At 70.1% G+C, this 21,973-nt stretch carries 22 protein-coding genes, 1 tRNA gene and 1 pseudogene; 13 read left to right on the forward strand and 11 right to left on the reverse strand.

Annotated elements, in window-relative coordinates:
• The first annotated feature begins 145 nt into the window (after positions 1–145).
• Positions 146–820, forward strand: coding sequence for a Crp/Fnr family transcriptional regulator (locus AS97_RS22355; protein ID WP_014061749.1), 675 nt, complete (start codon positions 146–148; stop codon positions 818–820).
• A gap of 130 nt (positions 821–950) precedes the next feature.
• Here AS97_RS22355 and AS97_RS22360 read toward each other — a convergent pair whose 3' ends face one another.
• The 4 genes from AS97_RS22360 to AS97_RS22375 all read right to left on the reverse strand — a co-directional run bounded on the left by AS97_RS22360 (position 951) and on the right by AS97_RS22375 (position 3,644).
• Positions 951–1,781 (reverse strand): MBL fold metallo-hydrolase, encoded by an 831-nt coding sequence (locus tag AS97_RS22360; protein WP_059148182.1) that lies wholly within the window; start codon positions 1,779–1,781, stop codon positions 951–953.
• On the reverse strand, positions 1,778–2,836 hold the full coding sequence (locus AS97_RS22365; RefSeq protein WP_125760790.1) for an NUDIX hydrolase: 1,059 nt from the start codon (positions 2,834–2,836) through the stop codon (positions 1,778–1,780). Before AS97_RS22365 ends, AS97_RS22360 begins: the two co-directional genes overlap by 4 nt.
• Before the next feature lie 182 nt (positions 2,837–3,018).
• Positions 3,019–3,489: a RidA family protein gene (locus tag AS97_RS22370; RefSeq protein ID WP_059148184.1), complete on the reverse strand. Its 471-nt coding sequence runs from the start codon at positions 3,487–3,489 to the stop codon at positions 3,019–3,021.
• Complete coding sequence (locus tag AS97_RS22375; RefSeq protein WP_020870215.1) at positions 3,489–3,644, reverse strand: DUF4177 domain-containing protein; 156 nt, start codon at positions 3,642–3,644, stop codon at positions 3,489–3,491. The genes AS97_RS22370 and AS97_RS22375 overlap by 1 nt, the downstream gene beginning before the upstream one ends.
• Before the next feature lie 72 nt (positions 3,645–3,716).
• Here AS97_RS22375 and AS97_RS22380 point away from each other — a divergent pair, with 72 nt between their 5' ends.
• Both AS97_RS22380 and AS97_RS22385 read left to right on the forward strand, forming a co-directional pair.
• Positions 3,717–4,694, forward strand: coding sequence for an ArsA-related P-loop ATPase (locus tag AS97_RS22380; RefSeq protein ID WP_059148185.1), 978 nt, complete (start codon positions 3,717–3,719; stop codon positions 4,692–4,694).
• Positions 4,695–4,747: 53 nt separating this feature from the next.
• Positions 4,748–6,103 carry an ArsA family ATPase gene (locus AS97_RS22385; protein ID WP_059148222.1) on the forward strand — a complete coding sequence of 452 codons (1,356 nt, stop codon included), beginning with the start codon at positions 4,748–4,750 and terminating at the stop codon, positions 6,101–6,103.
• Positions 6,104–6,755: 652 nt separating this feature from the next.
• Here AS97_RS22385 and AS97_RS22390 read toward each other — a convergent pair.
• Positions 6,756–7,091, reverse strand: coding sequence for a WhiB family transcriptional regulator (locus AS97_RS22390; RefSeq protein ID WP_014061756.1), 336 nt, complete (start codon positions 7,089–7,091; stop codon positions 6,756–6,758).
• A gap of 385 nt (positions 7,092–7,476) precedes the next feature.
• Between AS97_RS22390 and AS97_RS22395 the strand changes: the two genes are divergently transcribed.
• On the forward strand, positions 7,477–9,741 hold the full coding sequence (locus AS97_RS22395) for a transglycosylase domain-containing protein (protein ID WP_125760792.1): 2,265 nt from the start codon (positions 7,477–7,479) through the stop codon (positions 9,739–9,741).
• Between the two features lie 176 nt (positions 9,742–9,917).
• Here the strand turns inward: AS97_RS22395 and AS97_RS22400 are convergent, their stop codons facing one another.
• Positions 9,918–10,388 carry a GatB/YqeY domain-containing protein gene (locus AS97_RS22400; protein WP_059148187.1) on the reverse strand — a complete coding sequence of 157 codons (471 nt, stop codon included), beginning with the start codon at positions 10,386–10,388 and terminating at the stop codon, positions 9,918–9,920.
• A 77-nt stretch (positions 10,389–10,465) separates the two neighbouring features.
• On the opposite strand from AS97_RS22400, the gene AS97_RS22405 reads away from it, so the two are divergent.
• On the forward strand, positions 10,466–11,395 hold the full coding sequence (locus AS97_RS22405; protein WP_197049258.1) for a metallophosphoesterase: 930 nt from the start codon (positions 10,466–10,468) through the stop codon (positions 11,393–11,395).
• 106 nt (positions 11,396–11,501) lie between these two features.
• Positions 11,502–11,575: transfer RNA gene (locus AS97_RS22410), tRNA-Pro, on the forward strand.
• 312 nt (positions 11,576–11,887) lie between these two features.
• On the opposite strand, the gene AS97_RS22415 is transcribed toward AS97_RS22410, so the two are convergent.
• Positions 11,888–12,292, reverse strand: a complete 405-nt coding sequence (locus tag AS97_RS22415) for a MazG nucleotide pyrophosphohydrolase domain-containing protein (protein ID WP_059148189.1) — start codon at positions 12,290–12,292, stop codon at positions 11,888–11,890.
• 249 nt (positions 12,293–12,541) lie between these two features.
• Here AS97_RS22415 and AS97_RS22420 point away from each other — a divergent pair, with 249 nt between their 5' ends.
• From AS97_RS22420 to AS97_RS22440, 5 genes and pseudogenes are all read left to right on the forward strand, one after another.
• Positions 12,542–12,964 (forward strand): TOBE domain-containing protein, encoded by a 423-nt coding sequence (locus AS97_RS22420; RefSeq protein ID WP_125762102.1) that lies wholly within the window; start codon positions 12,542–12,544, stop codon positions 12,962–12,964.
• A gap of 168 nt (positions 12,965–13,132) precedes the next feature.
• On the forward strand, positions 13,133–13,708 hold the full coding sequence (locus AS97_RS22425; RefSeq protein ID WP_059148191.1) for a TerD family protein: 576 nt from the start codon (positions 13,133–13,135) through the stop codon (positions 13,706–13,708).
• 63 nt (positions 13,709–13,771) lie between these two features.
• On the forward strand, positions 13,772–14,530 hold the full coding sequence (locus AS97_RS22430) for a hypothetical protein (protein WP_210565521.1): 759 nt from the start codon (positions 13,772–13,774) through the stop codon (positions 14,528–14,530).
• Positions 14,502–14,750 (forward strand): annotated as a pseudogene (locus tag AS97_RS22435) (TerD family protein); the annotation flags it as partial. The gene AS97_RS22430 and the pseudogene AS97_RS22435, both read left to right, overlap by 29 nt.
• 159 nt (positions 14,751–14,909) lie before the next feature.
• Complete coding sequence (locus AS97_RS22440; RefSeq protein ID WP_059148223.1) at positions 14,910–15,338, forward strand: DUF1992 domain-containing protein; 429 nt, start codon at positions 14,910–14,912, stop codon at positions 15,336–15,338.
• 152 nt (positions 15,339–15,490) lie between these two features.
• Here the strand turns inward: AS97_RS22440 and AS97_RS22445 are convergent, their stop codons facing one another.
• Positions 15,491–15,877: a VOC family protein gene (locus AS97_RS22445; RefSeq protein WP_059148193.1), complete on the reverse strand. Its 387-nt coding sequence runs from the start codon at positions 15,875–15,877 to the stop codon at positions 15,491–15,493.
• A 222-nt stretch (positions 15,878–16,099) separates the two neighbouring features.
• Entirely contained in the window at positions 16,100–16,882 is a 783-nt protein-coding gene (locus AS97_RS22450; protein WP_059148194.1) for a VOC family protein, read from the reverse strand.
• Between the two features lie 287 nt (positions 16,883–17,169).
• Here AS97_RS22450 and AS97_RS22455 point away from each other — a divergent pair, with 287 nt between their 5' ends.
• On the forward strand, positions 17,170–18,447 hold the full coding sequence (locus tag AS97_RS22455; RefSeq protein ID WP_059148195.1) for a cytochrome P450: 1,278 nt from the start codon (positions 17,170–17,172) through the stop codon (positions 18,445–18,447).
• 204 nt (positions 18,448–18,651) lie between these two features.
• On the opposite strand, the gene AS97_RS22460 is transcribed toward AS97_RS22455, so the two are convergent.
• Positions 18,652–19,026, reverse strand: coding sequence for a nuclear transport factor 2 family protein (locus AS97_RS22460; protein WP_059148196.1), 375 nt, complete (start codon positions 19,024–19,026; stop codon positions 18,652–18,654).
• A 127-nt stretch (positions 19,027–19,153) separates the two neighbouring features.
• On the opposite strand from AS97_RS22460, the gene AS97_RS22465 reads away from it, so the two are divergent.
• The gene (locus AS97_RS22465) at positions 19,154–20,980 is read left to right on the forward strand and encodes a prolyl oligopeptidase family serine peptidase (protein WP_125761194.1); all 1,827 of its coding nucleotides are present in this window, start codon (positions 19,154–19,156) and stop codon (positions 20,978–20,980) included.
• On the opposite strand, the gene AS97_RS22470 is transcribed toward AS97_RS22465, so the two are convergent.
• On the reverse strand, positions 20,886–21,848 hold the full coding sequence (locus AS97_RS22470; protein WP_086709710.1) for an SURF1 family protein: 963 nt from the start codon (positions 21,846–21,848) through the stop codon (positions 20,886–20,888). The genes AS97_RS22465 and AS97_RS22470 overlap by 95 nt on opposite strands.
• Between the last annotated feature and the right edge of the window lie 125 nt (positions 21,849–21,973).

Genomic DNA, 21,973 nt, shown 5'->3' on the forward strand with positions numbered 1-21,973 from the left:
CCGGCCACCGCGAAGAGGTCCCCAATCGGACCCCTGCCGCACAGCTCGGCAGGCCGGTGCGTCAAACTTGTGATTGATCGCACTGTTTTACCGTCCGGCATCATGGGGACGTCGGTCCCCTGTGCATGTCGACAAGGAGAGACTCGTGGACGACGTTCTGCGGCGCGCCCCGCTCTTCGCGGCGCTCGATGACGAGCAGGCCGCTGAGCTGCGCGCCTCCATGGGAGAGGTCACCCTCGCGCGGGGTGACGCGCTCTTCCACGAAGGGGACCCCGGCGATCGCCTGTACGTGGTCACCGAGGGCAAGGTGAAGCTCCACCGCACCTCTCCCGACGGCCGCGAGAACATGCTCGCCGTGCTCGGCCCCGGCGAGCTGATCGGCGAACTGTCGCTTTTCGACCCCGGTCCGCGTACCGCCACCGCCACCGCCCTTACCGAGGTCAAGCTGCTCGGCCTCGGCCACGGCGATCTGCAGCCGTGGCTGAACGCCCGGCCCGAGGTCGCCTCCGCGCTGCTGCGCGCGGTCGCCCGGCGCCTGCGCAAGACCAACGACCAGATGTCCGACCTGGTCTTCTCCGACGTTCCCGGCCGGGTCGCCAGGGCCCTGCTGGACCTGTCGCGCCGCTTCGGCGTGCAGTCGGAGGAGGGCATCCACGTCGTCCACGACCTGACCCAGGAGGAGCTGGCCCAGCTGGTCGGCGCCTCCCGCGAGACCGTCAACAAGGCGCTCGCCGACTTCGCGGGCCGCGGCTGGCTGCGGCTGGAGGCGCGCGCGGTGATCCTGCTGGACGTCGAGCGGCTGGCCAAGCGCTCCCGCTGACGCCGGACGGAACCGCCGGACGGACCGGATACGCGAAAACGCAACGTAAGGGCCCAGCCGGGATTCCGGCGGGGCCCTTACGGCGCTCCTGAGTGGACTGCACCCCGGCCAGGTTTCAGGAAAAGCGAGCTCAGATCAGCCCGTGCTCGCACAGATAGTCCAGCTGGGCCCGCACCGACAGCTCCGCCGCCGGCCAGAGGGACCGGTCCACGTCCGCGTACACCCGCGCCACGACCTCCGAGGGAGTCCGGTGGCCGTCCTCGACGGCCGTCTCCACCTGCGCGAGGCGGTTGGCGCGATGCGCGAGGTAGTACTCCACGACGCCCCGGGCGTCGTTCAGCACCGGCCCGTGCCCCGGCAGGACCGTGTCCACCCCGTCGTCCACCGTCAGCGAGCGCAGCCGCCGCAGCGAGTCCAGATAGTCGCCGAGCCGCCCGTCCGGATGCGCGACGACGGTCGTGCCCCGCCCGAGCACCGTGTCGCCCGTAAGGACCGCGCCATCGGCCGGAAGGTGGAAGGACAGCGAGTCGGCGGTGTGGCCGGGCGTGGGCACCACCCGTAGCTCCAGACCGCCGGTGGTTATGACGTCTCTCAGCCCCAGCCCCTCGTCGCCCAGCCGCAGCGCCGGATCCAGGGCCCTTACGGACGTCCGCGTCAGCTCGGCGAAGCGTGCCGCGCCCTCCGCGTGGTCCGGGTGGCCATGGGTGAGCAGGGTCAGCGCGACCCGCCTGCCCGCCCGCTCCACGGTCGCGATGACGTCCTTGAGGTGTGCGTCGTCGAGCGGCCCGGGGTCGATGACGACGGCGAGGTCGGAGTCGGGCTCGGCGACGATCCAGGTGTTGGTGCCGTCCAGCGTCATGGGCGAGGCGTTCGGCGCGAGGACGCAGAAGGACCGGTCGGTGGCCGGGCCGCCGATGCTGCCCCCACGCGGCTGGCCGGGCAGAGCGGATGCGTACGTCATGCGGAGGGTCCCCCCGTGGCTCCCGGGATGTGCTTGGTGAACTCATCATGACCCGGCCAGCTCAACACCAGTTCACCGTTTTCCACCCGCGCCTGGGCCAGCACCGGCGTCAGATCCCGGTCCGCCGCCGCGGCCAGTACGTCGGCGACCGAGCCATGGGCCGCGAGCTGGCGCAGCGTCGCGATCGTGGGCGGCATCATCAGCAGCTCGCCCCGGTCATAGCCGTCGGCCGCGTCGCTCGGGCGGATCCAGACGGTCCGGTCCGCCTCCGTGGAGGCGTTACGGGTGCGCTGCCCCCGCGGCAGCGCAGCCACGAAGAACCAGGTGTCGTAGCGGCGCGGTTCGAACTCCGGAGTGATCCAGCGCGCCCAGCAGCCCAGCAGATCCGAGCGGAGCACAAGCCCCCGGCGGTCCAGGAACTCCGCGAACGACAGATCCCGGGCGACCAGCGCCGCGCGGTCCGTCTCCCAGTCGTCCCCCGTCGTGTCCGCGACCACGGTGTGCGGCGTGGGGCCCGCCAGCAGGACCCCCGCTTCCTCGAAGGTCTCGCGGACCGCCGCGCACACGATGGCCTGAGCCCGCGTCGCCTCGCTCGGGTCCAGCCCCAGCCGCCGCGCCCACTGCGCCCGCGAGGGACCGGCCCAAGTGACCATCCGCTCGTCGCGCGGGTCCACGGAACCGCCCGGATAGGCGTACGCGCCTCCGGCGAAGGCCATGGAGGCGCGTCTGCGCAGCATGTAGACGGCGAGCCGGTGGGCCCCTCCGGCCGCGTTCCGCAGGCTCTCTGGGGGCGTTTCAGAGCCTTCCGGGGCCTCCGCGGGCCCCGGCACCGTGCCGAGCCTCTCCGGTGCGTCGAGCTCGTCCGGTGAGTGCTCCCCGTCCCCGCCCTGTGCGTCCTGTGGTGTGTCCTGCCCGTCCGTTCCGTCCGGTCCGTCCCGCAGCAGCAGCACGGTGGCGGCCCGGCGCGGTGTCACCGGTGTGAGCTCGCCCGCCGACAAGAGGCGGATCCGCTCTGGCCACTCGGGTGGGTACCACTGGCCATTCGTAGTGGACATGGCCGGATGCTATGCGCTTACGGGCTGATGTTCGAGTGGCATCGGCGGCGCCACGCCGGGGCCGGCCCGCGTACCGGCGGTCACACCGGTCCGCGCCCACCGGCCCACCGGCACGGCCCGCCCAAGGGTCCGGCCCCCAGTCCCCGACGTCGAGGCCCGTCGGCCGGCGACCTCGACGCTCGCTAGTCGGCGACCTCGACCTGGATCTCGACCTCGACCGGCGCGTCCAGCGGCAGCACCGCCACGCCCACCGCGCTGCGCGCGTGCACGCCCGCGTCGCCCAGGGCCTCGCCCAGCAGCTCGCTCGCGCCGTTGACGACACCCGGCTGGCCGGTGAAGTCCGGTGCCGAGGCGACGAAACCGACGACCTTCACGACACGCACGACCCGGTCGAGGTCACCGACGACCGACTTCACGGCGGCCAGGGCGTTCAGCGCACAGGTGCGCGCCAGCTCCTTGGCCTCCTCCGGGGTCACCTCCGCGCCGACCTTGCCGGTCACGCCCAGCTTCCCCTCGACCAGCGGCAGCTGGCCCGAGGTGTAGACGTACGGACCGGTGCGCAGCGCGGGCACATACGAGGCCAGGGGCGCCGCGACCTCGGGCAGCTTCAGGCCGAGCCCGGCGAGCCTGCCCTCGACGGTGCCGCCCGCCATCAGCCCTTCTCCCGCTTCAGGTAGGCCACCAGCTGCTCAGGGTTCGGCCCGGGGACGACCTGGACCAGCTCCCAGCCGTCCTCGCCCCAGGTGTCCAGAATCTGCTTCGTGGCGTGTACGAGCAGCGGTACGGTCGCATATTCCCACTTGGTCATGGGGCCGACTGTAATGCCTCTCCGCCGGGCCCTGGTGCGTAGGGCGAGGGGCGACTGGTTAGGCTCCCCAGTGTGAGCAGGCTCCATGTCGTCAGCGGTAAGGGCGGAACCGGCAAGACCACGGTCGCCGCCGCACTCGCGCTGGCCCTCGCGGCCGAGGGCAGGCGCACCCTGCTGGTCGAGGTCGAAGGCCGTCAGGGCATCGCACAACTCTTCGAAACGGAGCCGCTGCCCTACGAGGAGCGGAAGATCGCCACCGCGCCGGGCGGCGGGGAGGTGCACGCTCTGGCGATCGACCCGGAGTTCGCACTTCTGGACTACCTCCATATGTTCTACAAGCTGGGCTCGGCCGGACGCGCCCTCAAGAAGCTCGGCGCGATCGACTTCGCGACCACCATCGCCCCGGGGCTGCGGGACGTCCTGCTGACCGGCAAGGCGTGCGAAGCGGTGCGCCGTAAGGGCAAGGACGGCCGCTTCGTCTACGACTCCGTGGTCATGGACGCGCCGCCCACCGGCCGCATCACCCGCTTCCTGAACGTCAACGACGAGGTGGCGGGGCTGGCCCGGACCGGCCCGATACACAACCAGGCACAGGCCGTCATGCGCGTCCTGAAGTCGCCCCAGACGGCGGTCCACATGGTGACCCTGCTGGAGGAGATGCCGGTCCAGGAGACCGCGGACGGCATCGCCGAGCTGCGCGCCGACGGTCTCCCTACGGGCGGGGTCATCATCAACATGGTGCGGCCCGCGGTCCTCGACCACGAGGCCGTCGAGGCCGTCGCCAACGGGCAGCGCACGGCCGTCGCCAAGGCGCTCTCCCAGGCGGGCCTGGGCGGTGCGCGCCGCGGCGGCATGGCCGAGCGGCTGGTCGACCCACTGCTGGAGCAGGCGCGGGAGCACGCCGAGCGGGTGGCGCTGGAGCGGGCGCAGCGCGCCGAGCTGACCGGCCTGGGGCTGCCGCTGCACGAGTTGGAGCTCCTTACGGACGGCATCGACCTGGCGGGGCTCTACCGGCTCGCGACGGACCTGCGCAAGCAGTGGCCGGCGTGAGCGGCGCCCGCCGTAAGGGCGCCACGGACAACGAGTCGTACGCAGGAGGCGGCATGGGCATGGACGTGGCACCCGAGCTGGACATCGACGTCCTGCTGGACGATCCGCAGACCCGCATCGTGGTGTGCTGCGGCTCCGGCGGCGTCGGCAAGACCACCACCGCCGCCGCCCTGGGCGTACGGGCCGCCGAGCGCGGCCGTAAGGTCGTCGTCCTCACCATCGACCCGGCCCGCCGGCTCGCCCAGTCCATGGGCATCGACGCGCTCGACAACATCCCGCGCCGGGTGGAGGGCGTCGGCGACGGGGACGGCGGCGAACTGCACGCCATGATGCTGGACATGAAGCGGACCTTCGACGAGTTCGTCGAGGCGCACGCCGACCCCGAGCGCGCCCGGGCCATCCTCGCGAACCCCTTCTACCAGTCGCTCTCGGCCGGTTTCGCGGGCACGCAGGAGTACATGGCCATGGAGAAGCTCGGCCAGCTCCGGGCCCGCGACGAATGGGACCTGATCATCGTCGACACCCCGCCCAGCCGGTCGGCGCTGGACTTCCTGGACGCGCCGAAACGTCTCGGCTCCTTCTTGGACGGGAAGTTCATCAAGGTGCTGATGGCGCCGGCGAAGGTGGGCGGCAAGGCCGGGATGAAGTTCCTGAACGTGGGCGTGTCGATGATGACGGGCACGGTCAGCAAGGTGCTCGGCGGGCAGCTGATGCGCGACGTTCAGACGTTTGCTGCCGCGATGGACACCATGTTCGGCGGATTCCGTACTCGCGCGGAGGCCACCTACCGGCTACTGCAGGCTCCCGGTACCGCCTTCCTCGTGGTGGCCGCACCCGAGCGGGACGCCCTGCGGGAGGCCGCGTACTTCGTCGAACGCCTGGCCGCGGACCAGATGCCGCTGGCCGGGCTGGTGCTGAACCGGGTGCACGGCAGCGGGGCCGAACAGCTTTCCGCGGAACGGGCGTTGGCCGCCGCGGAGATCCTTTCCCTGACGGGCGACCCCGCGGATCCGGCGGATCCGGACGATGCGCTCGCGAACGCGGCGGAGGGAAGCGATCCGGCCAAGAACGATGCCGGGGCAGAAAATCTTGCCGACGGCGGATTTGTCGATCCTCCCTCAGGGAATGCTCAAGCGCGGAACCCCTCGGCAGCGGACCCCGACGTCTCCCCCACGTCGGCGGACTCGTCGGCGGAGCGGCTCGCCGCGGGCCTGCTTCGGCTGCACGCGGAGCGTATGCAGGTGCTCGGACGCGAGCAGCGCACACACGACCGCTTCACGGCTCTCCACCCCGAGGTTCCGGTGGCCCAAGTGGCCGCACTCCCTGGCGACGTACACGACTTGGCAGGGCTGCGAGCGATCGGCGATCGCCTCTCGGTCCCACTGGAACGGACCAAACGCGCGGGCTGAGTCGGTGCCCGCGCGGCGGTCGGCAGCGCGCATGAACGCGAATGAACGCGCATGAAGGAGACGCAGACGCACGGCAGGCAGCACGCATAACGGACAGCGGTGATGGACCGTGACGCACGGCGGTGATGGACCGTGACGCACGGCGGCGTCGGACCGCGGTGACCGGCCTAGGTGACCGTCGCCGAGACAGGCAGACGCACCGAGGCAAGCCGAGGCAGACAGACGAGCGGGCGCACGTAGCGCGCATTGGCGGACACGGCGACCCAGCAAGCGGCGCATGGCGCCCGGCGGCGCACACACGGGACACGGCAAGCCACAGTCGCCGGCGGCGCAGAGCGCCACCAGTGGCGCAGGTGGCGGCAGATCGATCGCAGATCGATCGCAGCCCATCACAGACCAGCCGCAGACCAACCCCCGGCCCGCGTCGATCCGTTAGCCCGCGTCACCCATGTCACTCGCGCCCCCACGGCCGACCGCGGCCCTGGCCGCGGTCGTGCTCGGAGGCGTGCGCGTACCCGTACCCGCCCCTGACGAGGCGCGCCGTACTCGCACCCCCACTCGTGCCGATGACGAGAGGTGGGTGAGGTGATGGTGAGGCGAGACGCTCACACCGGCAGGCCGTCAGCCGACCGCCGGCGCGCCGCCGTCCGGCCTATCCGACTGCGGCGAAGCGCTCGTAGTCCTCGTCGTCGAAGGGCAGAATCCCCGCGCTGCGCTCGTACTCGACGCGCGCGGTCTCCAGGAGCCTGCGCCAGGAGGTCACCGTCGGCCGGCGGCGCAGCAGTGCTCGCCGCTCGCGCTCGGTCATCCCTCCCCACACGCCGAACTCCACGCGGTTGTCCAAGGCATCCGCAAGGCACTCGGTGCGCACCGGGCATCCGGTGCAGACCGCTTTGGCCCTGTTCTGTGCCGCGCCCTGGACGAACAGTTCATCTGGATCAGTAGTGCGGCAGGCGGCCTGCGCACTCCAGTCGGTTACCCAGCCCATGCTGGCGCCGTCCTCTCCCGAATCGGAGCTCCCCCACGGCGACAAACGGCATATTCACCGTCGCCAGTTGAGGACGTTACGGAAGCGAGACAAGGCGCAACACCCCCTGCAGGCCCAATCTTGGATGGTCCGAACGGACTATGGGTACGCGGCAGATCACCCAACGGAGTGAGCTGACGACATTTGCGATTACTAGTGCAAATACGGGCAGTTCACCCGCCGAACAACGGGCAGCTCGGGACAGAGGCCGCAATCCGGGCAGCTCTCATTGCTCACTTGAGTGAGGGTGGAGGTGTGGCTCAGCCACTCACCTGTGACTGGCGTGAAACAGCGTATGCGAACACCCGGTCCCCTGTCCGGCGATTCGAGACGTAGGCTGCGTCCTATGGGAAACACGCGCTCGAGCGGCGGCCTGTCCGCCGCTCAACAGGCCGCCAAGTTCCTCGGCGTCAGCGCGCTGGCCGGTGCCGTGATGGCCGGGCTCGCGCTTCCCGCCGTCGGGGCGCTCGGCCTCGCGGCCAAGGGAACCGTCGAGGAGTTCGACGGAATTCCGGCCAATCTCAAGACACCGCCGCTCAGCCAGCGGACGACGATCCTGGACGCCGAGGGCGGGGAGATCGCGAAGGTCTACTCCCGCGACCGGACGATCGTGAAGCTGAACGACATCTCCCCGTATATGCGGCAGGCGATCGTCGCGATCGAGGACGCCCGCTTCTACGAGCACGGGGCGGTCGACCTCAAGGGCGTGCTGCGCGCGGTCAACACCAACGCGCAGGAAGGCGGAGTCTCCCAGGGAGCCTCCACGCTGACCCAGCAGTATGTGAAGAACGTGTTCGTCGAGGAGGCGGGCGACGACAAGGAGAAGGTCGCCCAGGCCACCCGGCAGTCCATCGGCCGCAAGATCAAGGAACTGAAGTACGCGATCAAGGTCGAGAAGGAACTGGGCAAGAAGCGGATCCTCGAGAACTACCTGAACATCACCTTCTTCGGGCAGCAGGCGTACGGCATCGAGGCCGCGGCTCAGCGCTACTTCAGCAAGTCCGCCAAGGACCTGAAGCTGGAGCAGGCGGCGCTGCTGGCCGGTCTCGTCCAGTCGCCCAGCCGCTACGACCCGGTCAGCGCCCCGAAGTCCGCCAAGGAGCGCCGCGACACCGTTCTGCGGCGCATGGCCCAGGTCAAGGACATCACTCCGGCGCAGGCCGCCGCGGCCCAGAAGAAGCCGCTCGGCCTGAAGGTCAGCATGCCCAGGAGTGGCTGCATCACGGCCGTCCAGGGCGCCGGGTTCTTCTGTGACTACGTCCGCGAGACCCTGCTCAACGACCCGGCCTTCGGCAAGACGGCGGAGGCGCGCGCCAAGCGCTGGACCCAGGGCGGTCTGACGATCCGTACGACGCTCGACCCGAAGGCCCAGAAGTCGGTCCAGAAGTCGATCAAGGCGCATGTCTACCAGTCCGACCCGGTGGCCACCGCGGTGACGCTCGTCGAGCCGGGCACCGGCAAGGTGCTGGGGATGGGCCAGTCCAGGCCGTACGGCTTCGGTGAGAACGAGACCCAGATCAACCTGTCCGCGGACAAGTCCATGGGCGGCTCGAACTACGGCTTCCAGGTCGGCTCCACGTTCAAGCCGATCACCGCGGCGGCCGCGATCGAGCAGGGCAAGAAGCCGTACCAGCGCTACTCCTCGCCGTACAAGATGGCGTATCCGAGCCCGGTCACCACCTGCAAGGGGACCTGGACCAACGACGAGGGCGCGACCGTCGAGAACGAGAACGAGAACGAGGTCGGCCCGTACGGGATGAGGGATGCGACCGCCAAGTCGGTCAACACCTACTTCGTCCAGCTGATCAGCGACATCGGAGTCTGCCCGGTGACGCAGATGGCCGACAAGATGGGGGTCAAGCGCGCCGACGGCGAGGAGCACAACCAGGTGCCCTCCCTCACCCTCGGCTCCGAGGGCTTCTCGCCGCTGACGATGGCCAACGCCTACGCGACCTTCGCCAACCGCGGTGTCTACTGCTCCCCGGTCTTCATCGAGTCGATCACCGGCCCGGACCACAAGGAGCTCAAGGTCCCGCAGTCGAAGTGCTCCCGTGCGATGTCGGCGAAGACCGCGGACACCATCAACACGCTGCTGCGCGGAGTGGTCGAGGACGGCACCGGCAAGCAGGCCGGCCTCCAGAGCCGTGCGAGCGCCGGTAAGACGGGTACGACGGACGAGCGCAGGGCCGCGTGGTTCGTCGGCTACACCCCGAACCTGGCCGGTGCGGTGTGGGTCGGCGGCCCGGGCGCCAAGGGCGTCAAGATGGAGAACATCACCATCGGCGGCGTCCCCCACGACAAGGTCTACGGTGCGGACACCCCCGGCCCGATCTGGAAGGACGCGATGAGCGGCGCGCTGGAGGGCAAGCCGGCGCCGAACTTCGTGAAGGTCCCGATCAAGGACCCGAACGAGCGCAAGCCCCACGACGGCAAGAAGCCGGATGACCGCGACCACAAGCCGGGCCGCGGCAACGACGACGGTGGCAACGGCGGCAAGGACAACCCGTGGCCGGACATCTCCCTGCCCCCGGACCTGATCGGCGGCGGCAACGGGAATGGCGGCAACGGCGGTAACGGGAAGGCGGACGGCGGCTGGCACTGGCCGCAGTAGCGAAGCCTCGCGATGAAGCGCCGAAGGGGGCCGGACAGAGATGTCCGGCCCCCTTCGCATGTGGACGGGATGGCGACGCTGCGATCCTTACGGTTGCCACGGCGATGGGCTGGCAACACAGAGCAAGCACGGTGCAACGCGACGCACACGGAGAGAGCGACCCGCCCGCCCCCTGGTTACCCGCCCGCGAGCTGCCGCTTCACCGCGGCGGCGACCCGGCCGCCGTCCGCCCGCCCGGCGATCTTCGGGTTCACGATCTTCATCACGGCGCCCATGGCCCGCGGGCCCTCGGCACCGCCCGCCGCGGCCTCCCCCACCGCCTCGGCCACCAGGGCGTCCAGCTCGTCGTCCGTAAGGGGCTTCGGCAGATACTCGGCGAGCACCTCGCCCTCCGCCCGCTCCCGCTCGGCCTGCGCCGCACGTCCACCCTTCTCGAACGCCTCGGCCGCCTCACGGCGCTTCTTGGACTCCCGCGCGACGATCTTCTCCACCTCGGCGTCGGACAGCTCACGGGCCCTCTCGCCCGCGACCTCTTCCTTCGTGATCGCGCTGATGGTGAGCCGGAGAGTCGAGGAACGCAGCTCGTCGCGCGCCCTGATCGCCGCGGTGAGATCGTCCTGCAGCCTGGACTTGAGCGTGGTGGTCATGGCGTCGAGTCTGCCAGCACTGGCCGGGAATCACCCGAAGATTTCTCCCCCGGCGGCGTTCTGCGACCATGGACGACATGCGCGCGCGATACGGAGTACCCCTGGGAATCACGGCGGTCGGCGCGGCCGGCCTCGCCTACGCCGCCGGCTTCGAAGTCCGGTCCTTCAGGCTCCGGCGGATCACCGTTCCGGTGCTCCCGCAGGGGATGCGGCCCCTGCGCGTCCTGCAGATCTCCGACATCCACATGGTGAGCGGACAGCGCAAGAAGCAGCGCTGGCTCCAGTCCCTCGCCGGGCTGCGCCCCGACTTCGTGGTGAACACGGGGGACAACCTCTCGGACCCGGAGGGCGTGCCGGAGGTCCTGGACGCGCTGGGCCCGCTGATGGAGTTCCCCGGCGCCTATGTCTTCGGCTCGAACGACTACTACGGACCGAAGATGCGCAACCCCGCCCGGTATCTGCTCGAGAAGGCCAGCGGACGGCATGGGCTGAACGGCAACGCCCCGGTGGTCGGCGCCATCCACAACCCGTGGACGGAGCTGCGTGACGCCTTCGACGCGGCCGGCTGGGTCGGACTGTCGAACACGCGCGGCCGACTGAAGCTGGAGGACATCGAGATCGCCCTCACCGGCCTCGACGACCCCCACATCAAGCGCGACCGCTACGCCGAGGTGACCGGCGGCCCCGAGGCGGGCGCCGACCTCTCCCTCGCCGTGGTCCACGCCCCGTACCTACGCGTCCTCGACGCCTTCACGGCCGACCGCTACCCCCTGATCCTCGCCGGCCACACCCACGGCGGCCAGCTGTGCATCCCCTTCTACGGCGCCCTGGTCACCAACTGCGACCTGGACACCCGCCGGGTCAAGGGCCTCTCCCAGCACCAGGCCGGCGGCCACACCTCCTACCTCCACGTCTCCGCGGGCTGCGGCACCAACCGCTACACCCCGGTCCGCTTCGCCTGCCCCCCGGAAGCCACCCTGCTCACCCTCACCCCCCAGACCCTCTGACCCCACCCCCACCCGCCGGGACCGCCCGAAACGCCCCGACCTGCGAGACCTCGGAAACCGGATTTCGTCTCTGGCCACAGGTCCGCTAAAGTAGAGCTCGTTGCTTCGGGGTGTAGCGCAGCTTGGCAGCGCGCTTCGTTCGGGACGAAGAGGTCGTGGGTTCAAATCCCGCCACCCCGACTGAAGGAACACAGGTCAGGGGCCTGATCCGCGAAAGCGGGTCGGGCCCCTGAGGCGTTTCGGGGGCCGTCTTGGGAGCCATCAGTTGGCGCGCAGTACCTGGCCGCGGTCTGCGCGGGCCGCGACGCCGATCGGCCGGCCCCATCTCGCCCCCGTCCAGGCGGATCAGCGCTCGTAGGACATGCGGTCAGGGGCCACGAAGTAGCGATCAGTCAACTCGTCGCTGCGGCACCCAAGATGGCGTCGAGGCGGTGCGCCCCGGTCAGCTCTCGGTGAGGGCGCAGCACGGCTTCCGCGTACGGCGTTGTGTCGCTATGCGGACGCGTCGGTCCAGCCCTGGCGACGGAGGACGGCCGGGATGTCGGGGGCCTGGTAGTGGGCGCCCTTGAGGACCTTGCCGTCGGCGCGCAGGGTGGGGCGGCCGTCGGGGCCGAGTTTGGTCATATTGGCCCGGTGGATCTCGGCGATCACTTCGTCGAGGTCGATGCCGTGGACCAGGGCGGTGCCGTAGGCGACGTAGACGACGTCGGCCAGTTCATGGGCCAGGTGGTCGATGGTGCCCTGGGCGCTCGCCTCGGCTACTTCGGCGCACTCCTCGGCCAGTAGGTCCTGGCGGTGGGCGGCGAGTTCCGGTGAGACCTCGGTGGGGGTCGTACGGGCGTCGAGGCCGAAGGCCAGGTGGAATTCGCGGACGAGGTCGGCTGGAGAGCGGCGCATTCGTCCGATCGTACGTGGGGTGGGCGGTCGGGTGCGCCTGGGCGACGCGTGGTGTGGGGCGGGCGGACAGGCGTCGTGGGGGCAGGAGGCCGTGGGGGCGTGCGTTGTGGGGGCGTGCGTTGCGGGGGCAGGGGGCCGTGGGGGCGTGCGTTGTGGGGAAGTGGCGTGCGTCGGCGCGCGGATCCTTGGGCGGATGCCTAGGGTGAGGCGTATCAGGCCCTTGACCTCCGCCTCCGGGGTGGTGCACCGATGAGTCTCAGCATCCGCAATCAGCTCCCCGCTACCGTCGTGTCCGTGGCCCCGGGCGAGGTCATGGCCACAGTCCAGGGGCGGCTGTCCGGGGGTCAGATGGTGACGGCCGCCGTGACCATGAGCGCCGTGAAGGAGCTCGGTATTGGGGAGGGCTCCGAGGTGACGGCGCTGGCCAAGGCCACCGAGGTGGCTCTGGCCACCGGGGAGGTCTCGGGGCTCAGCATCCGCAATCGTTTCCCGGGCACGGTCACCCGTCTCACCCTCGGGGCCGCCATGGCCACCGTTGTCATCGCCATCGGCGGTGACCAGGAGATCACGGCCGCCATCACCCAGGACGCCGCGGCGGAGCTGGGGCTCACCGAGGGCAGCCGCGTCACCGCGCTGATCAAGTCGACCGAGGTGTCGCTCGCCACCGCGTAGGCCGATGAGTCGGTGGGGGTCGGTGGGGGCCGGTCGATGGGTTGATTGGCTGTCGTCCCCGGTCCGGTCCCGGCCTGCCAGATCGCGCCAACCTCTCCGCCTCCGTCCCGCTTGATTCTACAGTGCTGTAGATTTTACCTCCGGTCCACCGAGCACCTGGAGGAGATCGTGGGAGTTTCCCTGTCCAAAGGCGGCAACGTCTCGCTGAGCAAGGAGGCGCCGGACCTGAGCGCGGTCGTCGTCGGCCTGGGCTGGGACGTACGGACGACGACGGGCGCCGCCTACGACCTCGATGCGAGCGCCCTGCTGTGCGACGAGGCCGGGAAGGTCGCGTCCGACCGGCACTTCGTCTTCTACAACAACCTCACCAGCCCCGATGGCTCCGTGGAGCACACCGGCGACAATCTGACCGGTGAGGGCGAGGGCGACGACGAGGCCATCAAGGTCGATCTGGCCGCCGTGCCGGCCGAGATCGCCAGGATCGTCTTCCCGGTCTCCATCCACGACGCGGACAGCCGCGACCAGAACTTCGGCCAGGTCCGCAACGCCTTCATCCGGGTGGTCAACCAGGCCGACAACGCCGAACTCGCCCGCTACGACCTGAGCGAGGACGCCGCGACCGAGACGGCGATGGTCTTCGGCGAGCTCTACCGCAATGGCGCGGAGTGGAAGTTCCGCGCGGTCGGCCAGGGGTACGCCTCGGGGCTCGCGGGCATCGCCTCCGACTTCGGCGTCAATCTCTGACGCCCTCCCCCACGGCCGTCGGGCCCGCAGCTCATACGGTTCGGACACATCGAGGAAGCGGACATGACCGCCCCACCCGGGTTACAGGCCGAGGACAGGCCCGACTTCGAGCGGGCGCTGCACCAGGCGCTGCGTACGGCGGAGATCCGTGAGGCCCTGCGGCGCAACGGGGCCACCGGGGACGCTGACGTCCAACGGCTGCGGTCCCAGGCGCTGGTGGAGAGCGAGGCGATCGCGACGGCCGCCGCGCCCGAATACGCCGCGTACCTCCGGCAACGCGCCGCAGCGGCGATGAGCCCGTCCACCGCGCCCGTTACGCCTGCCCCCTCTGCCCCCTCCGCCCCTTCTGCTTCGTCCGCCGCGGGCGTCCCCTTCCCCACGGCGGGCGTCCGTGGGCTGCTGCCGGTGCTCGCCGTCCTCGCACCGGCCCTGGCCGGTGCCTCGGCCGCGTCCTTTCTGCTCCTCGGCGGACTGCTGAAGCTCTTCCACTCCCAACGCGAGCTGGCCGAGGCACTGTTGACCGCCGGGCTGACCAGCGCGACGATCGCGGCGGTCACTCTGGCGGCGGGAGTGGCCTGCCTGCTCGTCACCGCCGTACGCCACCGCACCTCGGCCCCCGACCAGCACCCGCGCGCCCAACGGCTTCCGTACACGCACCCGCCCCACGTCAGGCGCCGGAATGACGCGGCCGTGGCCACGGCCCGCGACGCCTGGCTGAGGGCCCTTCTGCACCGCGGCATCCTGCCGTTTCTGCGCGACCGGCTGAAGATCTCGCAGAAACCGTCCCGGTTGCATCAGACGAGCGAGAAAGGAAGCACATGACCGTCAGGGCAGCGACGACGAATCGATCCTGATCGATCTGCGGCGCGTTCCGGCCCATGTCGATCAGATCCTGTTCACGGTGAGCTCCTTCACCGGACAGACCTTCGCCGAGGTGCAGAACGCCTTCTGCCGTCTGATCGACGAGACCAACGGACAGGAGCTGGCCCGCTACACCCTGAGGGGCGGCGGCCCCTACACGGCCCAGATCATGGCCAAGGTGCACCGCGAGGGCGGGGCGGGTGGGGCCTGGCAGATGTCGGCGATCGGCGCGCCCGCCACCGGCCGGACGCGGACGTTCCAGGATCTGCTGCCGGTCCTCTCCTCCCACCTCCGAGACGGCCTGTGGCGCGTTTCGCGCCGTCCGAGGGAGAATCTGAGGGTGACCGAGCGAAAGCCACCGGGCATCAGCTTCGAAACATGGGCCGACCGACAGATCCGCGAGGCGGAGGAACGCGGCGCGTTCGCGAACCTCCCGGGAAAGGGAAAACCTCTCCCGAACCTCGACAAGCCCTACGACGATCTGTGGTGGGTCAAGGAGAAGATGGCCCGCGAGAATCTGTCGTTTCTGCCCCCGACACTCGTACTGCGCAAAGAGGCGGAGGACGCGCTCGCCGCCGTGGAAAAGGCGCCCTCGGAACGGGTGGTGCGGGAGATCCTCTCGGAGGTCAATGACAAGATCCGTGAGGCGATCCGGCGACCCCCGCCCGGCCCGCCGCTCCATCTCACGCCGTTCGACATCGACGAGGTCGTCCGGGAGTGGCGGGAGCGCCGGGATCGGATGGAGCACGACGAGGACCGGCCCGGCTGACCGCCGAACACTGACCGCTGACCGCTGACCGCCGAACACTGACCGCTGACCGCTGACCGCGGCGCGAAGGCGGGCCGGGGCACATACGCCCCGGCCCGTTCGTGGTTCAGGGTCTGCCCGATGCGGGGCCCATGGTCCAGGGCCGCCCCGGGTTACTCCTCGTTGCCGTACGGGCGAGTGATGATCTCCATGCCATGACCGGCCGGGTCCATGAAGTACAGCCCGCGCCCGCCGTGATGGTGGTTGATCTCGCCCGGCTGCTTCAGATGGGGATCGGCGTAGTACGTGACCCCCTGCTGCCGGATCCGCTCGAAAGCCGCGTCGAACTCCTCGTCCGAAATGAGGAACGCGTAATGCTGCATGACGATCGACTCACCGGGAATGGTGGCGAAGTCCAGGGTGACGCCGTTACTCGTCTCCAGCGGAACGAACGGGCCCCACTCTTCTCCCACCTCGAGGTTGAGGATGTTCGCCAGGAATTCTGCGGATTCGCGGTTGTCCAGAGAATGGACGATCGTGTGATTCAACTCGACAGACACTGTGGAATGCCTCCGTAAGGCAATCTCACGGGCACCTCCATGCCTCACCCAGCCGGTGACCGACACGCGATGCCGTATCTCCGATCGTAGGCCGCACCACCTACGACCGTCGAGGCCCGGTTCGCTCTCCCCGATCACGATCTCGACCACACGTCTCGTTCACACGACGTAACCGATCGAGCGCGCCCTCGGCGACGAGTACACGCTTCCCCGCGCTGCTCCTCAGCCGGACCCCGCGGAAGCGGCATCCCCGTCGGCGGGTTCATTCCTGATCGCCGCCACGTTGAAGATGCCGCCCTCCGGGTCGCGCAGCGCCGCGACGCGCCCATAGGGGGTATCGGTCGGCGGGGAGAGGATGCCGCCGCCGAGCTCCGCGGCGCGTTCGGCGACCTCGTCGACATCCTTCACGCAGAAGTAGACCCGCCAGCGGGGCCGGACGTTCGGGTCCGGAGCGGCCTCGATGGCGCCGCCGCGCAGCCCCGCGACCGCCTTACCGTCGATATGGAGGACCACCCGGTCGTGTTCGAAGCGGACGTCGCAGCGCTCGCGCTCCTGGCTGTCCCAGCCGAAGACCTGCCCGTAGAAGAGCGCTGCCTCGAAGGCGTCGCGGGTGCGCAGCTCCAGCCATACGGGCGCGCCCGGTCTGCGCTCGCCCCACCAGGCGGAGGTCAGATCGCCCTCCCAGATGCCGAAGTTGGCCCCGTCCGGGTCGGCCGCCCAGGCCACCCGGCCGCTGCCGAACTCCAGCGGCCCGACCGCGACCGTGCCACCGCGCTCCTGGACGCGCGAGGCCACCTCGTCCGCGCTGTCCGCCGCGAAGTACGTGGTCCAGATGACCGGGAGGGTCACCCCCGCCGACGGGGACGAGGCGCCGATGCCGACGGTCGGTACGCCGCCCTCGGTGTACGCGATGGTGTAACGGCCGTGACCCTGCCGGGTGGGGCGGAAGCCCCAGCCGAAGAGTTCTCCGTAGAAGGTGTGCGCGCGGTCCAGATCCGCCGCCATGAGACTCACCCAGCACGGTGCGCCCTGGACAGCACGGAACCTCTCCCGCAAGGCCGCTCACCTCACTCATGTCCCTGGGGGCGCCACAGGCGTCCCGCAGGCAGCCGTCATCGCTCGTGCATCATGCCCGATATCTCCACTTTCCTCTGATTTCGCGGTCGGCGCCACCTTGATGCCCACCGGCGCGCCCGCCCGAGCAGGGAGCACGCGCGCTGTGGCGCATCACACCGGGGCACGTCCGGCACCGGAGCATGGCCGGCCGGCCGTGGCAGGGCAGTATTGCGCCCATGTCGAATCTCCGCTCAAACATCGTCTCCTGGCTGGGCCGCAAGTACTTTTCGAGAATCCAGAAGAATGGGTTCGACTTGTCCAAGATGTCGTTCCTCCCGGACGCCACGCTGGCGCCGCTGAGGCGCGATGGACTCGACCCCATTGCCGATCTGTCCCGAACCAGGGCAAAAGAACCCATCAGCAAGATATGGCTGCCTTTCGGTATCAATGCCTGGCTTGTCACCGGATATGACGAGACCAAGGCGGTGCTCGGAAAGACGAAGGGGTTCAGTTCCGATTTCACCAACCTCGCGGAACGGAACATCGGCGTCGCCCCGCAGCAGAATCCGGGAGGTCTCGGCTTCAGCGATCCACCGACGCATACGAGACTGCGACGCCTGCTGACGCCCGAATTCACCATGCGGCGGCTCAGCAGGCTCACCCCGCGCATCCACTCCATCGTGGAGGAGCGCCTCGACGAGATGGCGGCGGCCGAGGGCCCGGTGGATCTCGTGGAAACATTCGCCCTCCCCATTCCCGCGCTGGTCATCTGCGAACTGCTCGGGGTGCCGTACGAGGACCGCGATGACTTCCAGCGCCACAGCACCGCGCGGTTCGATCTCTTCGGCGGGGCGAACGCCTCCCTCGGCGCGATGTCGGACTCCCTTTCCTATCTGCACGGGATCGTGCAGAAGCAGCGTGAGACGCCCGGCGACGGGCTGCTCGGCATGCTGGTGAAGGAGCACGGCGATGAAGTCGACGACCAGGAACTGGCCGGGCTCGCCGACGGGGTGCTGACCGGCGGTCTGGAGACGACGGCGAGCATGCTGGCGCTGGGCACGCTGGTGCTGCTCCAGGCCCCCGAGTACTTCGCCGCGATCCGTGATCACGACGATGTCGTGGACCCGTTCGTGGAGGAGCTGCTGCGCTATCTCACGGTGGTGCAGGTGGCCTTCCCGCGGTTCGCCCGCGAGGACATGGAGATCGCGGGCACGCGGATATCCGCCGGCGATCTGGTGCTGTGCTCACTGAGCGGCGCCAACCGCGACGAGAAGCTGGGTCCGGACATGGAGCGGGTCGATCCGCACCGGCAGGCCCCCTCCCATCTGGCCTTCGGATACGGCATCCACCGCTGCATCGGCGCCGAGCTGGCCAAGATGGAACTCCGGGCCGCCTACCCCGCCCTCATACGGCGGTTCCCGGAGATGCGACTCGCCGTACCGGCGGAGAAGCTCTCCTTCCGGAAGCTCTCCATCGTCTATGGCGTGGACGAGCTGCCGGTGCTGCTCAGGTAGCGGAGCCCGGGGAGGGGACGGGGCGAAGGGGAGGGGCGGGGGCCGGGGCCGGAGAGGTGGGACCCGGAAGGGTGGGAGCCGGAGGGGTAGGAGCAGGGGGAAGGGGCGGAATCGCGCACGGAGGAGCTATCGACGGGTGCGGACGGAAGAGTTCGAGCTGCTGCCCGGCATTGCCTGCGAGCAGTCGGAAGTGGCCAGAACCACTCAGAAGCGCTCGACCATTTGCTCGCGCTCACGCGGAGGCTCGTACGGCGCCGGCCAGAAGTCGGTGATGGTCAGGATCCGGCCGTCCGCCGAGGCGGTGAAGAAACTGATCGCCTGTGTCTCCTCCTCGTCCTCGCTGAAGCGCACCCAGGAGACCGCCTGCTCGCCGTCGGCGATGACACGCTCGACCTCCAGACTCCACTCGCCCAGGTACTCGGCGTTGAAGCGGACCACACCATCCCGGCCGAGCACCCGCTCGCGGGTTTGCGGCAGTTCGTAGCGGACGTCGTCGGCGAGAGTGGCACCGAACGCCCGCCAGTCCCTGGCCTGGGCCGTTGCCCAGTACCTCTCCACTGTCGCGGCTATGTCGGCCATCAGCTCCCCCTCGGTGTACGGCCCTTGTCCATCCCGCCGGGAACGTTATCCACAGGCGCGGGGCGACGCCAGCGCGGATGTCGGGGTGCGGCGCAGAATGGTGGGCATGACTGAGAGCACGGAGTCCATGCCGGACTGGGAAAAGCGCTTCCGGGCGCCGCGAGTGGGGCTGCCCGACTGGGCGGAAGAAGCCCCGGACCACTCATTGTTCGTCTCCAACGCCACGGGCACATACGAGCTGTACGCATGGGATCGGGCGACCGGTGCGCAGCGGCAGGTCACGGACCGGCCGAATGGGACGACCGACGGGGTGTTGTCGCCGGACGGCCGGTGGATCTGGTGGTTCTCGGACACCGATGGCGATGAGTTCGGGGTGTGGCTGCGCCAGCTGTTCAGCGGCGGCGAGGGGGACGAGCGCCCGGCCGACGAGCCCGCGGCCCCCGGCCTTGACCCCTCCTATTCCGCGGGGCTCGCGCTCGGCCGCGACGGCACGGCGGTCGTCGGGCGGTCCACCGACGAGGACGGCTCGACCATCCATGTGGTGCGGCCGGGCGGCGATCCCGAGGAGATCTACCGGCATCGCGAGTCCGCCGGAGTGGGCGATCTCACCCATGACGGGACGCTGATCGCGATCGAGCACACCGAGCACGGCGACGCGATGCACTCGGCGATCCGGGTCCTGCGCCTCGATGGGACGGCCGTCGCGGAGCTGGACGACACCAAGGGCGGCACCGAGGAGCTGGGCCTGTCCGTGATGGGCTTCGCGCCCGTCGAGGGGGACACCCGGCTGCTGGTCGGGCACCAGCGGCGCGGCCGGTGGGAGCCCATGGTGTGGGATCCGGTGACCGGTGTGGAGACCGCGCTGGCGATCGATCTGCCCGGTGACGTCGGGGCGGACTGGTTCCCGGACGGATCGGCGCTGCTGGTCGAGCACAGCCATCAGGCGCGCAGCGAGCTGCTGCGGTACGACCTCGGCTCCGGCGAGCTGACCCGCCTGGAGACCCCGGCGGGGACGATCTCGGGCGCCACGGCGCGGCCGGACGGCACGGTGGAGTTCCTGTGGTCGTCGGCCGAGAAGCCGCCCCAGGTGCGGTCCACGAGCGGGCGGACGGTGCTGGAGCCGCCCGGTTTCGCGGCCCCGGAGTCGGTGCCGGTCACCGACGCGTGGGTGGACGGCCCCGGCGGGCGGGTGCACGCGCTGGTGCAGAAACCCGCGGGCGAGGGCCCCTTCCCGACGGTCTTCGACATCCACGGCGGGCCGACCTGGCATGACAGCGACGCCTTCGCGGCGGGCCCGGCGGCCTGGGTGGACCACGGCTTCGCCGTGGTGCGGGTCAACTACCGCGGCTCGACCGGTTACGGGCGGGCGTGGACGGACGCGCTCAAGCACCGGGTCGGGCTGATCGAGCTGGAGGACATCGCGGCCGTGCGGGAGTGGGCGGTGGCCTCCGGGCTCGCCGACCCCGAGCGGCTGGTGCTGTCCGGCGGTTCATGGGGCGGCTATCTGACGCTGTTGGGGATCGGGACCCAGCCGGATTCCTGGGCGCTGGGGCTGGCCGCGGTCCCGGTCGCGGACTATGTGACGGCCTACCACGACGAGATGGAGGCCCTGAAGGCGATGGACCGCACCCTGCTGGGCGGCACCCCGGAGGAGGTGCCGGAGCGGTTCGAGGCGTCGTCCCCGCTGACCTATGTGGATCAGGTGCGGGCGCCGGTCTACATCTCGGCGGGGCTGAACGACCCCCGCTGCCCCATACGGCAGATCGACAACTATGTGGAGCGGCTCGAGCAGCGCGGCGCCCCGCATGAGGTCTACCGCTATGAAGCGGGGCACGGCTCGCTGGTCGTCGAGGAGCGGATCAAGCAGTTGCGCTTGGAGATCGAGTTCGCTCGGCGTCATCTGGGGTCCGGTCCGCACCCGGCTCCGTCGGAGCCGCCGGCTCGGGCGGTGTGATGCCGAGGGCCAGATCACGGGCCGTCTCGGCCTCGCGGCGGAACAGCCGGAACCACATGAAGATCACGAAGCCCGCGAAGACGAACCACTCACCGGTGTAGCCCAGGTTCTGGAACGCCTTGATGTCGAGCCCGGTGCCCTCGGCCGCTGTGGGGGGCACCGGCTTCAGGGCCCCGGGAGCCTGGGAGGAGGTCACCCAGGCGTCGTACACCTGGTACGGCACCAGGTTGACCAGGGAGGCGGCGCTGATCATGCCGAGCTGACCGCGGGGGAGACCACCGGCCGCGCTCACCCCGTCGCCGCCCTGGTGCTCGGACGCCTGGAGGGCCCCTGTGACGGTCACCTCGCCGGAGGGGGGCGCGGGCACCTTGGCGGCGGCCGCCGGATCGTCGGCGTCGCCGGGGAGCCACCCACGGACGACGGGCAGCGCCTTGGCCCCGGGCTCGTCCTTGGCCCCGGCCCCGGCCTTGGCCCCGGGCTCGCCCTTGGCCCCGGCCCCGTCCTTGCCGTCGGCCATGCCCTTGCCTCCGCCGACGTCCCCGTCCACGCGGAGCAGGGTCAGCACATAGAAGCCGTCGCGGCCGTCCAGCCGCCTGTCGGGCACGAGGAGTTGATGTGTGGTGTCGTATCGGCCGGTGGCGGTAGCCCGCTCCCCAGAGGTCTTCGCGGTGACCGGCAGCAGATCGCTGAGCGGCCGGGCCGCGGCCTTCCGCTCGCGGGAGGCGTCGTCCTGCTGCTGGTTATGCGTGTCGACGCGCGTCTCGAAGCGGCTGAGCTGCCAGCTGCCCATGAAGAGACAGACCGGGATCGCCAGCAGGGTGAACACGTTGATCACCCACCAGCGGGGTGTCAGCAGAAACCGATACACACCACCACGGTACGGGCTTCGCATCGGAGTCCCGGCGGCGGGGCCGCCCCGCAGACCCCCGCGCGTCGGCCCCGGGATCCCGTCGCGGCGCCTCAGGAGCGCCGCTGTGACCTCCCGGGGGCGGC

Source organism: Streptomyces sp. AgN23, assembly GCF_001598115.1.
Lineage (GTDB): Bacteria > Actinomycetota > Actinomycetes > Streptomycetales > Streptomycetaceae > Streptomyces > Streptomyces antimycoticus.